13 protein-coding genes are annotated in these 13,544 nt (G+C 63.4%); 7 read left to right on the top strand and 6 right to left on the bottom strand.

Annotated features, from left to right (window positions below):
• Positions 1-33 precede the first annotated feature (33 nt).
• Positions 34-900, top strand: coding sequence for a lytic transglycosylase domain-containing protein (locus tag JHX88_RS01310; RefSeq protein ID WP_272848154.1), 867 nt, complete (start codon positions 34-36; stop codon positions 898-900).
• Between the two features lie 20 nt (positions 901-920).
• Here JHX88_RS01310 and JHX88_RS01305 read toward each other — a convergent pair whose 3' ends face one another.
• Both JHX88_RS01305 and JHX88_RS01300 read right to left on the bottom strand, forming a co-directional pair.
• Positions 921-1,139: a hypothetical protein gene (locus tag JHX88_RS01305; protein WP_076522441.1), complete on the bottom strand. Its 219-nt coding sequence runs from the start codon at positions 1,137-1,139 to the stop codon at positions 921-923.
• Positions 1,140-1,482: 343 nt separating this feature from the next.
• Positions 1,483-3,690 (bottom strand): primosomal protein N', encoded by a 2,208-nt coding sequence (locus tag JHX88_RS01300; RefSeq protein ID WP_076522440.1) that lies wholly within the window; start codon positions 3,688-3,690, stop codon positions 1,483-1,485.
• A gap of 121 nt (positions 3,691-3,811) precedes the next feature.
• Here JHX88_RS01300 and fsa point away from each other — a divergent pair, with 121 nt between their 5' ends.
• The 3 genes from fsa to JHX88_RS01285 are packed head-to-tail and all read left to right on the top strand — an operon-like array spanning position 3,812 to position 6,109.
• Complete coding sequence (gene fsa, locus JHX88_RS01295; RefSeq protein ID WP_076522439.1) at positions 3,812-4,465, top strand: fructose-6-phosphate aldolase; 654 nt, start codon at positions 3,812-3,814, stop codon at positions 4,463-4,465.
• A gap of 28 nt (positions 4,466-4,493) precedes the next feature.
• The gene (locus tag JHX88_RS01290) at positions 4,494-5,177 is read left to right on the top strand and encodes a DUF484 family protein (protein WP_076522895.1); all 684 of its coding nucleotides are present in this window, start codon (positions 4,494-4,496) and stop codon (positions 5,175-5,177) included.
• Positions 5,174-6,109 carry a tyrosine recombinase XerC gene (locus JHX88_RS01285; protein WP_076522438.1) on the top strand — a complete coding sequence of 312 codons (936 nt, stop codon included), beginning with the start codon at positions 5,174-5,176 and terminating at the stop codon, positions 6,107-6,109. Before JHX88_RS01290 ends, JHX88_RS01285 begins: the two co-directional genes overlap by 4 nt.
• 1 nt (position 6,110) lies before the next feature.
• Here JHX88_RS01285 and JHX88_RS01280 read toward each other — a convergent pair whose 3' ends face one another.
• Together JHX88_RS01280 and JHX88_RS01275 are read right to left on the bottom strand one after the other, a co-directional pair.
• Positions 6,111-7,202 carry a YeeE/YedE family protein gene (locus JHX88_RS01280; RefSeq protein ID WP_076522437.1) on the bottom strand — a complete coding sequence of 364 codons (1,092 nt, stop codon included), beginning with the start codon at positions 7,200-7,202 and terminating at the stop codon, positions 6,111-6,113.
• Between the two features lie 75 nt (positions 7,203-7,277).
• Positions 7,278-8,270: a P1 family peptidase gene (locus JHX88_RS01275; protein WP_076522436.1), complete on the bottom strand. Its 993-nt coding sequence runs from the start codon at positions 8,268-8,270 to the stop codon at positions 7,278-7,280.
• Between the two features lie 99 nt (positions 8,271-8,369).
• Between JHX88_RS01275 and smpB the strand changes: the two genes are divergently transcribed.
• From smpB to JHX88_RS01260, 3 genes are all read left to right on the top strand, one after another.
• Positions 8,370-8,846, top strand: a complete 477-nt coding sequence (smpB, locus tag JHX88_RS01270) for an SsrA-binding protein SmpB (RefSeq protein ID WP_076522435.1) — start codon at positions 8,370-8,372, stop codon at positions 8,844-8,846.
• Positions 8,847-8,915: 69 nt separating this feature from the next.
• Entirely contained in the window at positions 8,916-9,770 is an 855-nt protein-coding gene (sseA, locus tag JHX88_RS01265; RefSeq protein WP_076522434.1) for a 3-mercaptopyruvate sulfurtransferase, read from the top strand.
• Positions 9,770-10,951, top strand: a complete 1,182-nt coding sequence (locus JHX88_RS01260; RefSeq protein WP_076522433.1) for an amino acid aminotransferase — start codon at positions 9,770-9,772, stop codon at positions 10,949-10,951. The genes sseA and JHX88_RS01260 overlap by 1 nt, the downstream gene beginning before the upstream one ends.
• 84 nt (positions 10,952-11,035) lie before the next feature.
• On the opposite strand, the gene JHX88_RS01255 is transcribed toward JHX88_RS01260, so the two are convergent.
• Complete coding sequence (locus JHX88_RS01255; RefSeq protein ID WP_076522432.1) at positions 11,036-11,365, bottom strand: hypothetical protein; 330 nt, start codon at positions 11,363-11,365, stop codon at positions 11,036-11,038.
• A complete protein-coding gene (locus JHX88_RS01250) occupies positions 11,362-13,533 on the bottom strand; it encodes an OmpA family protein (RefSeq protein ID WP_076522431.1) in 2,172 nt (723 codons plus the stop codon). Before JHX88_RS01250 ends, JHX88_RS01255 begins: the two co-directional genes overlap by 4 nt.
• Positions 13,534-13,544: the final 11 nt, after the last annotated feature.

Genomic DNA, 13,544 nt, shown 5'->3' with positions numbered 1-13,544 from the left:
ATTTTGATCTTGTTCACTATCTCCGGCCAGGCCATGGCACGGCCCGCCGTGGATGCCGTCAAGGGTAATCCCCCTGCCCAGGCCAGCGAAAAGACGCGCTGTTCGGATGATGGACGCGATTGTGTCCGGCTGGAGCATTACGCCAGCGATGTCTGCCAACTGATCGAACGCAACGCCGCCGAGAACGAGCTCGACCCGAATTTCCTGGCGCGCCTGCTTTGGAAGGAAAGCCGGTTCGAGCCCGGCGCGGTCAGCCCTGCCGGAGCCTTGGGAATTGCCCAGTTCATGCCGGGCACCGCCGCTCTCTACGATCTCGACGATCCGTTCAACCCGGCGCAGGCGATCCGCAAGGCCGCGTGGTATCTGGATTATCTGAGGGACAATTTCGGCAATATCGGGCTGGCCGCCATCGCCTATAACGGCGGCGAGAACCGCGCCGCCCGCTTCATCGCCAAGCAGACCACCCTGCCCTATGAAACGCTGGATTATGTCGAGGCGATCACCGGTTTCAGCGCCCTGCGCTGGCGCGACAGCCCACCCGGCGCAAGCGACTTGAAGCTGGACCTGACTCCCGAAATGGAGTTCCGCCCAGCTTGCGAGAAAATGGCTGGCGACCGCAGTCTGCGCGAATTCATCATCCAGCCCCGCGTCTTTCCATGGGGCGTGATCGTCGCCAGCCATCCAAGCCGATCCGGCGCCATTCAACAGGTCAACCGCCTGAACCGCAGCCTGAACCCGATTCTCGGGGGCAAGCGCGTCGGTTATGTCCGCAAGAAGCTGAACGGCAAGCCGCGACCCATCTATACCGCCCAGATCGGCTATGAGAGCAGGCGCGAAGCCACAAGCTTCTGCCTGAAATTCAAGAAGATCGGCGGTCGCTGCATCGTGCTTCGGAACTGACTGTCAGGCCGTCCGGGCGTTCACCGCTCGCAGGCGATACCGTCGTCATCCCAATCCAGCCGGTATTCATCCGGCCCGACAACATGGACCGGTCCCTGAACATATTCGGGACCGTTTCCGCTGCCGCCGGCGCAATCCACATCACTGGCGATCGGAACGCATGCACCCTCGTAACTGGGATGACAATCCTGCGCGATAGCAGGGCCCGCAACGAGAACCGCAAGGACGAAATAGCGCATTAACCAACCCCTCTCCCGAGAGGATGTGGCGATCTTCCAGCCCGTGGCAAGGTTCGATTTTCCTCGCGATCCGGTTTAGTATGTTTTTCATACTAAGTTCGACGCGCGGATACCGGGTTTACGCTTCGGATGCCTCTTCCTTCGCGTGAAAACGGGCAAATCGTCGCGCAACGCGCGCTGCCTGTGTACGTTCGGTGTACAGGTTGTGCACGTTCAGTGTACGAGTTGTGCAGCCAGAATCCCAGCATTTGCTGGCTGAATCGGATGCGTGTTGCGCGACTGTGCCGATGCAACGCACGCAGGCGTTGCGCGGGCAATATCGGCTCATCTGCCGACCGGGCTTCTACAGAAAGCTTTGCGGATCGATATCCACCGCCAACCGCAGATTGGTCGGCGGCTTGTGCAGCGCCAGCCAGTCGGCAATCGCCGCCTGCAGCTGCGCCTGGCGCGGCGCATGGATCAGCATCCGCATCCTGTGCCGCCCCCTTACCCGCGCGATCGGCGCCGGCGCCGGCCCCCACAGCTCGGCCCCTGCATCACGCAAAAGACCCGAATTTTCAGCTAATTGCCGGGCAAATCCCGTGACCGTGGCAAGATCGGGATGCGACAGGATGATCCCCGCCAGCCGTCCGAAAGGAGGCATCCCAGCCGCCTGCCGCCCCACCGCCTCGGCATCCCAGAAGGTCTCGTCCTCGCCAGACAGGATCGCCCGGATAACTGCGTGATCGGGCTGATGCGTTTGCAGCATCGCCACGCCCGGCGCCTGCCCCGATTGCCGCCCCGCGCGCCCCGCCACCTGCCGCATCAATTGAAAGGACCGCTCTGCCGCCCTCAGGTCGGCGCCCTGCAGCCCCAGGTCGGAATCGATCACGCCGACAAGCGTAAGCCTTGGAAAATTATGCCCTTTTGCTACGATCTGAGTACCGATAATGATATCCGTATCACCCTCGGAAATCGCCGCAATGGTCTCTTTCAGTGCCCGCGCCGAATGGAACAGATCCGAGGAAAGCACCGTCGCCTTGGCCTCGGGAAACCGCTCCGCGACCTCCTCGGCGATGCGTTCGACACCAGGTCCGATAGGCGCCAACTTGCCCTCGACACCGCAGGACGGGCAGGCCGTGGGTATGGCCCGAGTCTCGCCGCATTGATGACAGACAAGGCGGTTCTGGAAACGATGTTCGACCATCCGCGCATCGCATTGATGACAGCCGATCTGCTCGCCACAGGCCCGGCAAACCGTCACCGGCGCGAAGCCGCGCCGGTTCAGAAATAGCAGCGATTGCTGGCCCTGCGCCAGCCGCGCCTCGACCGCCCCCGCCAGGGTCGGAGAGATCCAGCGCCCGGAAGGCATGTCCTCAGCGCGCAGATCGATGGCGGTCATGTCGGGCAGTTCCGCCTCGCCATAGCGCGAGCGCAAATCCAGCCGCCGGTATTTCCCGCTGCCCGCATTCACCCAGCTTTCAAGGCTTGGCGTGGCCGAGGCCAGCACCACCTGCGCCTTGCAGATCGAGGCCCGCAGCACCGCCATGTCGCGGGCATTGTAGTAAACCACGTCCTCCTGCTTGTAGCTGCCGTCATGTTCCTCATCGACAACGATCAGCCCCAGGTCGCGAAAGGGCAAGAACAGGGCCGAGCGCGCACCGACCACCAGCCCGACCTCTCCGCGCCCGGCCATATGCCACAGGCGGCGGCGCTCGGTGCGGGTGATGCCGCTGTGCCATTCGCCGGGGCGCGCGCCGAAACGCGCCTCGACACGCTCCAGGAACTCGGCCGAAAGCGCGATTTCCGGAAGCAGAACAAGTGCCTGCCGCCCCCGCGCCAGGCATTCTGCGACGGCTTCCAGATAGACCTCCGTCTTGCCCGACCCGGTGACGCCACGCAGTAGCGTGGTGCCATAGCCCCCCTCGCGGATCGCGCCACGCAGACTGTCGGCAGCGGCCTGCTGATCCTCGGCAAGCGGTTTTCCGGGCAGCGATGGATCGAGACGCGGATAGGGCAGGTCGCGCGGCGCCTCGATCTCGGCCAGCGTGCCTTGCGCGACCAGCCCCTTGACCACCGATGTCCCGACCCCGGCCAGTTGCGCAAGCTCGGACGGTGCGAAACTGGCCCCGCCGTGATCGGCCATAACCTGCAGGACGCGCGAGCGCGCCTCGGTCATCCGATCTGGGGGATCGCCGGCGGGCACGATCACGCGGCGGGCGGCTGGTGGCTGGTCCAGGTCCGGCGCGCGTGTGGCCATGCGCAGCATCAAGGGCGGCGGGGTCAGGGTGTAATCAGCGGCACGGGTCAGGAAATCGATGAAGCCGGGCTGGAACGGCTCCGCCTCCAGCGCCTTGCCGACCGGACGCAGCTTGGCCAGATCGAAATCGCCAGTCCCCTCACTCCAGACCAGCCCCAGAACCCGGCGCGGCCCAAGAGGCACACGCACAAGCTGCCCCTGTCTGACGCCCCCTTCGGGTGCCAGATAGTCCAGCACCCCGACAGGTTCGGTCGTCAGCACGGCGATCCGGCTGCCTGGGGGAAAATGGATGGGCGTGCTTTCATAATTCATTGCGCAGATAAAGCCGACCTGCCGGGCAGGTTGCAAGCCTGCACAGCGAAGGGTTGTCCCTCTTTCGGACGGAACCCATCTGGAGTATGACGCTCACGAACCGCACAAAGGGAGCCGGGCCATGAAATTCTTTGTCGATACCGCAGATGTTGCCGCTATCAAGGAGCTCAATGATCTGGGCATGGTGGATGGTGTGACGACCAACCCCTCGCTGATCCTGAAAGCCGGGCGCGACATCACCGAAGTCACCCGCGAGATCTGCGAGATGGTGGACGGCCCGGTCAGCGCCGAAGTCGTGGCCGAAAAGGCCGATGACATGATCCGCGAAGGCAAGACCCTTGCCAAGATCGCCGATAATATCACCGTGAAAGTGCCGCTGACATGGGACGGGCTGAAAGCCTGCCGCACCCTGTCGGACGAGGGTCACATGGTGAATGTCACCCTCTGCTTCTCTCCGGCGCAGGCGATCCTGGCAGCGAAAGCCGGTGCGACCTTCATCAGCCCCTTCATCGGGCGGCTGGACGACATCCATCTGGACGGGGCCGAGCTGATCGCCGATATCCGGGAAATCTATGACAATTACGGCTACGAGACAGAGATCCTCGCGGCTTCGATCCGTTCGGTCAACCATATCATCGAGGTGGCCAAGATCGGCACCGATGTCATTACCGCGCCGCCTGCTGTCATCAAGTCCATGGCGAACCATATCTTGACCGACAAGGGCCTGGCGCAGTTCAATGCCGATTGGGAAAAGACCGGCCAGAAGATCGGCTGAGAACATTATGACATCGAAAGGGGCAGGTATGACGTCGGAACTCGATCAGGAGATTCGTGACAAGCTTCTGGCCGATCCCGGCGCCATCCTCGCCGACCGCGACCTGATGCGGGCGCTTGTCGATGCGCGCGAGGCAGAGGCCGGCGACAACGTGATAGATATTCGCGGCCGCGCGATGGAGGCGCTGGAAACCCGCCTCGACCGGCTCGAGGCGCAGCATGAAAGCGTGATAGCCACCGCCTATGACAACCAATCGGGAACGGCGGTAGTGCATCGGGCGGTGATCGGCCTGCTCGAAGCCGCCGATCTGGGCGAATTCATCGATAGCCTGCAATCCGAGATCGCGCCGCTTCTGCGAATCGAGACGCTGCGGCTGGTGGTCGAGGAAACGCCTGCTATTTCGGGCCTGCCCGAAGATGTGATCGTTACGCCCGAAGGCAGTATCGACCAGATCATCGCCGCAGGCCGCCGCGCCCCGCGTGGTGACGACATCATCCTGCGTCCCGCCGAACCCATCACGAAACCTGCTCATGCACGCGACGTCGCCTCGGAGGCGCTGCTGCCCCTTGATCTGGGAGCCAAGCGCCCAAAGGCAATGCTTCTGATGGGCAGCGCCGACAAGTCGCGCTTCATGCCCGCCCATGGCACCGACCTGTTGCGATTCTTCGGGCAGGTGTTCCGGCTGGTGCTGATCATGCGGCTGCGGGCATGACCTCGCCCGGCCCGCTGGCCCTCGCCCCCGCCATGGCGGATGCGTTGGCCCGCTGGCTGGAGATCGAGGCCGCAACCCGCGACAGGTCAGCGCATACCATCACGGCCTATCGCGCCGACCTGCTGGCCTTCCTGAGCTTTCTGGGGGCGCATCACGGCGAGGCCGCCACCCCGAAATCGCTGGCATCCCTGCGGCAAGCGGATATGCGCGCCTTCGCCGCCTCTGAGCGGGCGCGGGGGCTGGGCGCGCGTTCATTGGCGCGAAGACAATCGGCGGTGCGCAGTTTCCTGCGCTGGCTCTCGGATCGCGAAGGCTTCGATCTGTCCGCCGCGCTCTCCGCGCGCAGCCCGAAATATGCCCGCTCCCTGCCGCGACCGCTCTCGCCGGATCAGGCGCAGGATGCGCTGGACATGGTTGCGGTCGGGCATGACACGCCTTGGGTCGCTGCCCGCGATGTCGCGGTGATGACGCTGCTTTGGGGCTGCGGATTGCGGATATCCGAGGCTTTGGGGCTGGACGGCCGCGACTGGCCCTTCCGCGAGGCGCTGACGATTACCGGCAAGGGCGGGAAGGAACGGCATGTGCCGATGCTGCCCATAGCCCGCGACGCCGTGGCCGAGTATCTGCGCCTTTGCCCGTGGCGACTAGCCCCCGATCAAGCGCTGTTCCGGGGCGTGCGTGGCGGCAGGTTGGGATCGGATGCCATCGCCTCCGCGCTGCGCGGCGCTCGCGCCGCATTGGGGCTCCCGCCCTCGGCAACGCCACATGCGCTCCGCCATTCCTTCGCCACCCATCTGCTGGCCGCCGGAGGGGATCTGCGTACCATCCAGGAACTTCTGGGCCATGCCAGCCTGTCCACGACGCAGGTCTATACCGGTGTCGATGATGCCCATCTGATGGCCGTCTATCGCGCCGCCCATCCGCGGCGGTGATTCAGCGCTGAACCCGCACCGGATCATGCGCCACGGCGGCCTCGCGATCCACGACCCGATCCGCCGCCCATGCGCCGATGAAAAAGCAGACCGTCGCCAGCACCAGCGGCCCGACAAAGATCGATACCCCGGTGACACCCGCACCGATCGCGCAACCGCCCGCAAGTACGCCTCCGAACCCCATCAGCGCCCCACCGCCGAGAGAACGCAGCATCTGCGGAACGCTGTGATAACCCTCCAGCCGCAATTCACCACCGACCAGCGCGCCAAGAAACGCCCCGAGAAACACCCCGGGGATCAGGCCGAGGCTGAAATCCATCGCGAATTCGGCGGTCATGAGCGACAGCACGACATTCGCCGAAGGTGCCGCAAACGTGGCCGAGACCACGCCCAGAGGCTCGAACGAGACCAGCGATTGCGTATAGGTCAGCACCCAACCGATGGTGATGGCGATTCCCGTGATCACCGCAAAGATGCCCGCACCGCGCCCGATCCCCGCTCGACTTGCCAGACCGATGGCTGCAAGCAGCATCACTGCACCAACAAGAACCCCGGCAAGCGGCCCCGAGCCAAATTCGGCCAGCAGATCCATGTTGCGGCCTCCGGCGGTCATCGACATTCCGTTTACCGATTGCCGCACCGGGGCGAGGAATCCCGCGATGGTGAACTGCGCAACCAGTGCAAAGACCAGCCCGGCCAGCATGCAGCGCAGATTGCCGGTCCCCGCCAGAACCAGAAGCCGTCCCGAACACCCCCGCGCCAACACCATGCCGACGCCAAAGATCAGCCCGCCGATAACCGCGCCGGACCAGCTTCCGGCGAAATTCATCAGTTGCGCGGTATCCGCGTCGAACAGCCCCGCCATCCGCGCGCCCTGCACCGACAGCACCGCGGCGCCAACCGCCATCAACCAGACCGCCATGCGCGGTCCCGGGCGGCCCCGCGCCAGTTCCACCGCTGCCGAACGCAGGCAAAAGGCAGAGCGCTGCGCGGCAAAGCCGAACAGCGCCCCGGTCAGCAGCCCGATCAGCAGCGCCGTAGTCAGATCGCCCAAGCGCTCGGATATGTCGGTCAGCAATGTGGGCAGATCCATGGCGGGATTCCTCTGGCAGATAAGCGGCTGCAAAATGGCTTGTTGTCGCCTTATCCGCAAGTGCCGACAGAATCACTATCGTTCCGCAATATCCTGCCAGCAAGCCCGATGATCGTCGGGGCGCGATCTGGCGGCAAAGACTGCCCGCGCAATGGCCCGCGCCAGAACCGATGCCCCCGTGTGACCAAGCAGGAACGAATCCGCGACCGCGTCCTGCAGGGGTTTCGCTCCGGTCGAGACGGCAAATACCAGATCGCCATCAAGGGGTGTATGACTGGGAACCAACGCCCGGGCCAATCCGTCATGCGCCACCGTCGCCAGTCTTTGCAGCCCGGCCTTGTCCAAGCTCGCATCCGTCGCGACGATGGCAATCGTCGTGGCTTCGCCCGGACGCTTGAACGGCGTGGGCTCGGCAGCGGCAGGAAATTCGGATGGAAGTCCGAGGCCACCGAACTCATCCTCCAGTTCCCACGGAGCGGCCCAGAAATGCGGCGTTTCGCCGACGGTGGCCGAGCCGAGCGCATTGACTGCCACCAGAGCCCCCACCGTCATCCCGTTCTCCAGCACTGCCGAGGCAGATCCCAAGCCACCCCACAATCGTGCGGTCATGGCTCCGGACCCCGCGCCTTCGCTCCCGATGGCGAATTCCGAAGTTGCGGCCTTGTAGGCCCGCAAACCGAGTTCGGGATAGGGATTCTCCGCCCAATCCTTCTTTCCACCATTGAGCAGGTCGAAGAGAATCGCGCCGGGCACGATCGGCACCCGTGCCTCGCCCACGGCAAAGCCGCGGCCCTCCGCAGCCAGCCCTGCCATTACGCCATCACAAGCAGCCACTCCGAATCCGGAACCTCCCGACAGCACCAGCGCATCGACCTGTGAGACCAGCTTGTCGGGCGCCAGCAGATCGGTGTCCCGCGTGCCCGGCGCCCCTCCCATGACATGCACCGAGGCCGCGAAAGGCGCATCGCCGGTCAGCACGGTCGCGCCGGAACGCAGCCCCACATCCTGCGCATTGCCGACCCGCAGGCCGGTGACATCGGTGATCAGGTTGCGCGGTCCGGGTTTCATTCGCCTCTCCCTTGTTGCCGGCAGTTTGTGCGAGCCCCTCACCCGCCGCAAGCCGGGAAATCTTTACTTTGCCCTGACCGATCCCTATCTGGTGCCGTCATGGCCAAAGAAAGCGAAAACAAGAACTACAAGGTGATTGCGGAAAACCGGCGGGCGCGTTTCGATTACTTCATCGAAAGCGATCTGGAGGTTGGCATCATGCTGACCGGATCGGAGGTGAAATCCCTGCGCACCGGCCAGTCGAATATCGCCGAAAGCTATGCCTCCATCGAGAATGGCGAACTGTGGCTGATCAACGGGCATATCGCCTCGCTGTCCAATGCCGGCGTATTCGGGCACGAGGAACGCCGCAGGCGCAAGCTGCTGGTGAACAAACGGGAACTTGCGCGGCTGTGGCAGGCCGTTGGGCGGCAAGGGATGACGCTCGTGCCGCTGGTGATGTATTTCAACCATCGCGGGTTGGTAAAGCTTAAGATCGGCATCGCCAAGGGCAAGAAGGTTGCCGACAAGCGCGAAACTTCTGCCAAGCGCGACTGGAACCGGCAGAAGCAACGATTGCTGAAACAAAACGGATAAGCCAATCCCGCCATTGCAGCCTGTCCCGTCCCCCTGTAAATCGGGCCAGTACCGACAAGGGGGGCGCCGATGCAGGACGATCCGAAAACGCTGGTTTCAACCGAATGGCTGGCCAGACATCTGAACGATCCTGATCTGCGGGTGATCGACGCAAGCTGGCATATGCCCGCAGCAGGTCGCGATGCCCGCGCCGAGTATGACGGGGCGCATATCCCCGGCGCACGGTTCTTCGATATCGAGGCGATTTCCGACAAGCGCAGCGAATTGCCGCATATGGCCCCTCCGGTCGAGATGTTCATCAGCCGGATGCGCGCGATGGGCGTGGGTGACGGCCACCAGGTAGTCGTCTATGACAACTCCGATGTTCGCAGCGCCGCCCGCGTCTGGTGGACCTTCCGCCTGATGGGCAAGACCGATGTGGCAGTTCTGGATGGCGGTTTTGCCAAATGGCAGGCCGAGGGTCGTCCGATCGAGGACATGCCCCCAGTATTGCGCGACCGCCACATCACCGTGCAACGTCAGGCGGGGCTGGTGCGCGACGTGACCCAGGTTGCCGCCGCCTCGAAGCTGGGCGATCACGAGATCATCGACGCCCGCGCCCCGGAACGCTTCCGCGGCGAGGCAGACGAACCACGTCCCGGCCTACGTGCGGGCCATATTCCAGGCTCCACAAACCTGCCCTTCGGTCGCCTGTTGAACAAAGACGGCACGATGAAAGACCCCGAGGCCATCCGTGCCGAGTTCGAAGCCGCCGGGGTGGATCTGTCGAAGCCCGCCATCACCAGTTGTGGCAGCGGCGTGACCGCCGCGATCCTCAGCCTCGCGCTGGAACGGATCGGTCACCGCAACCACTCGCTCTATGACGGAAGCTGGACCGAATGGGGCAGCTTTCCCGACCTCGAAATTGCAACCGGAGACGCCTGATGCTGACCGATCTGAAACCGCAAGCCCCCGACAAGATCCTGATGCTGGTCGAGGAATACAAGGCCGATACCCGTCAGGGGAAAATCGATCTGGGCGTCGGGGTCTACAGGAATCCCGAAGGCGTGACGCCGATCATGCGCGCGGTCAAGACCGCGGAACAGCGGATTTGGGAGGCGCAGAGCACCAAGGCCTATACCGGCCTTGCCGGCGAACCGGAGTTCCGCAACGCAATGGCGCAGATGGTGCTGGGCGACGCGCCGTCCGACCGCCTCGCCTCGCTCGCGACAGTTGGTGGTACCGGTGCTGTCCGTCAGGCGCTGGAACTGGCACGGCTGGCCAATCCCGGCCTGACCGTCCATGTCTCGGACCCGACTTGGCCCAACCACCTGTCTATCATGAAATTCATGGGGCTGCCTTTCGTCGAATACCGGTACTTCGACAACGACACACGAGGTGTCGATTTCGAGGCGATGAAAGAGGATATCACCAAGGCCGGAAAGGGCGACATCGTGCTGCTGCACGGCTGCTGCCATAATCCCACCGGCGCCAATCTATCCCTGGAACAATGGGAAGAGATCGCGGCGATCCTCGAAAAATCCGGCGCGGTGCCGTTGATTGACCTGGCCTATCAGGGTTTTGGCGACGGGCTGGATACCGATGCCGCCGCCACCCGCCTGTTGGCAACCCGCCTGCCCGAAGTGTTGATCGCGGCGTCCTGCTCGAAGAATTTCGGCATCTACCGCGAACGGACCGGTATCCTGATGGCGCTTGCCGAAAACAGTGCCGCCCGCGACCTGAGCCAGGGCTCCCTCGCCTTCCTGAATCGCCAGACCTATTCCTTCCCACCCGACCATGGTGCCCGCATCGTGAGTACCATCCTGACCGACGAAGGGCTGCGCACCGATTGGGCATCGGAACTGGAAGATGTTCGGAACGGCATGCTGGTCTTGCGTGAACAGCTCGCCTCGGAATTGCGCGACCTGTCGGGCAGCGACCGCTTCGATTTCATCGCACAGCATCGCGGAATGTTCTCGCGCCTTGGCGCCACACCCGAGCAGGTGAAGAAGCTGAAAACCGATGCAGCCATCTACATGGTCGGCGATTCGCGCCTGAACATCGCCGGGCTAAACCGCGATACCGTCCCGGTTCTTGCCCGTGCCATCGTCGACGCCGGTATCTGACGAATTCTTCTTTGCCTAAATACCTTCGGGGGAACCCAGCCCGACGGGCTGGGTGGGGGCGGACAGCCCCCGCCACCGAAACAATCAGCGCGGCGCCAGCTTTTTCTCGATATAATCCCGCAATTCCTCGATTTCAGCACGGCTGATCCGAAGCGCGTCCATCGTTGCCTGTAAATCCACATCTGCGGCTGCAAGCCGGCTCATCAGCTCCGCCTCACGCTCTTCCAACCGTGCCACGGCCATGTCCCGCGCGTCCTCTGCCTCGTGGAGTTGCTGAGCCATCCGGTCCAGCTCGTTCATGCTGGCCCTGGTCGGACGTGTCAGTCGCTGGACGATCAACCCGACGAGCCATCCCACGACAAAAGCGGTGAACAGGATAACTGCGGTGGCGGCGATGAATTCGGTACGGTTCATTCTTCAGTGGCTTCACTTTGCTGGGTTTCGCCTTCGTCGCTTTCCCCCTCGCCCTCGATTGCGTCAGGACGAGGCGCGGGACGAGGGGTGCCATCGTCGGGCGTCTGAACCGGTAGCCTAATATTTTCTTCGCGTTCGTCCAGTGTCTGGAACTCTTCGCTGGCACCAACCGTCGCGGGGGCGGCACCAGAGATGTCGTTCGCCGATGGCATCTCCGGCCCGGCAACCTCTTCCCCGGCTTCCGGATCATCTGCAACATGCATCCGCACCTCCACATCCGGTTCGGCATCCATAGCCTCACCTGTCGTTCCTTCGACGGTCACCGGTGCGGGCAAAGGCTCTGTGCGAACGGGTTGCTCGGAGATCAGGCGGAATTCGATCCGGCGGTTCTCTTCACGGCCCTCCTCGGTGTCATTGGTGGCAATGGGCTGGCTTTCGCCATAACCGCGCGAGGTCATGTTCGTGACATCGATTCCCGCATCTGACATGGCACTGACCAGGGCTTGGGCCCGGGACCGTGACAAGTCGGCATTGAACCCCTCCGATCCCTGCGAATCGGTATGGCCTCCGGCTTCGATCTGGAAATCGGCGCAATCGGCCATGACTTCCGACATCCGCTCCAAGGTCTCGGTGGGATCACCCGCGATCGTTGATTTGTTCGGCTCGAACCCGATCGCCGCTTCCGACATGATGATATTCAACCGGTCCACGCATTGATCGCCGTCAGGCAGTGCCAGAGCCGGATCGAGTCGACGATCGTATCGGATCGAAAGCTGATACCTGGCACCGGCACCAAGACGTTTCGACAAAGCGGCGGCGGCATGCTCCGCCGCACGCGGGTCACCTGAATCCCCTGAAAGCTCAATCGTATTCCGGGACACCTTGACCGCCCCCTTCTCCAACCCGTCAAGGGCTTCAAGCCCCGCGATCACCCTGACCGTCCAACCGCCCGGCGTATCTCCATCGCTGCGCAGGCTGTCCTGAACAGATGTGAACCGCGCTCGCGCAAAGCTGTCGACCGCCTCGTACATCTGTTGGTCGCCAATTCGGCCACGCATGGTCATTTCGCGACCCGCCGACATGGTTGCGAAGAACTCGGCCGGTCCTGTCGGTGCATCGGGCGCCTCGTCCAGATGGGCATTCAACGAAAAGACAGGGGGCAGCGCCTGTTCGAGATTGGTAACCACCTTGTCGAAATCAGAGCGTTCCACGCCTGCTGGCACTGTCAATGCAATATCGGCATCCGAAAGGGTCACGGTGCCCCGTTTCAACGCAGCGACCGCCCCAATCGCAGCAACCACCGCATCGGCCCATTCCGGCGCAGGTGCGCCAAGCGCCAGCGTACAGCCGGGTGTTCCCTTGACCCCGGCCCGGACGGCGGCCGCCAGAATGCGCTCCCTGCCTTCCTCGTCATCGGCAGCGCATGCATCGAAGCGCGCGCCCTGATCGTCGATCATGAAACGCAGCGTAAAGGGCGCTATCGCCGGGCGTGGCGCGGATATATCCGTGTTCAGTTCCACCGAATCTGGCAGAGAGCGGCTCAGTTCTTTCTCCAGCCGGCCTTTTTCGGCCCTGCTCTCGGTAAGTGCCTCGATCGCAACATTCCCCGCTTCGATGGAGATCTTGGCCTGTGGCGTCATTTGTGCGACCCGCAAGCCATATCTGATCGCTTCATCCCAATGCTCCGGGGCCGGATAATCGGCATTCTCCAGCAGGTCGGTGACTTTCGGAGCCGCCGTCTCGCTCTGCAGGGTATGGACCAGGGCCGCCCGGTCGGTCGAAGCGGGTACCAGCCCGATCAGCGAGATCCCGTCGTCATTGCGTAGCAGTTCCACCTTGAATGCTGGGGGAGCCAAAGCATCGCTGGCCATCACAGTCATCTCATCCACGATCCGGCTGGAATCGATCACGGTTCCAGCCTGAGTCACGGCACGGAAGCGCTCCACCTCGGTCGGAGCGGTTCCCGACAGCAGGACCTGCAGCCCATCGCTGCGAACCGCGACCCAATCCTGCCCGGCATCAGCCAATGCGTTCCGCACCTCGACCCCAGAGCGCCGTTCCATGAAATCCGCCGCTTCACGCGCACCGAACCAACTCAATCCACCGATTCCAGCCAGAACGACAAGTGTCGCCAAAGAGGTGGATACGCGTTTGCGGGACGACGCCATGAACGGCACCT

The sequence above is a fragment of the Paracoccus saliphilus genome (assembly GCF_028553805.1).
Classification (GTDB): domain Bacteria; phylum Pseudomonadota; class Alphaproteobacteria; order Rhodobacterales; family Rhodobacteraceae; genus Paracoccus; species Paracoccus saliphilus.
The sequence above is the reverse complement of the archived record's forward strand: the minus strand, read 5'-3'. Positions and strand labels throughout refer to the sequence as shown.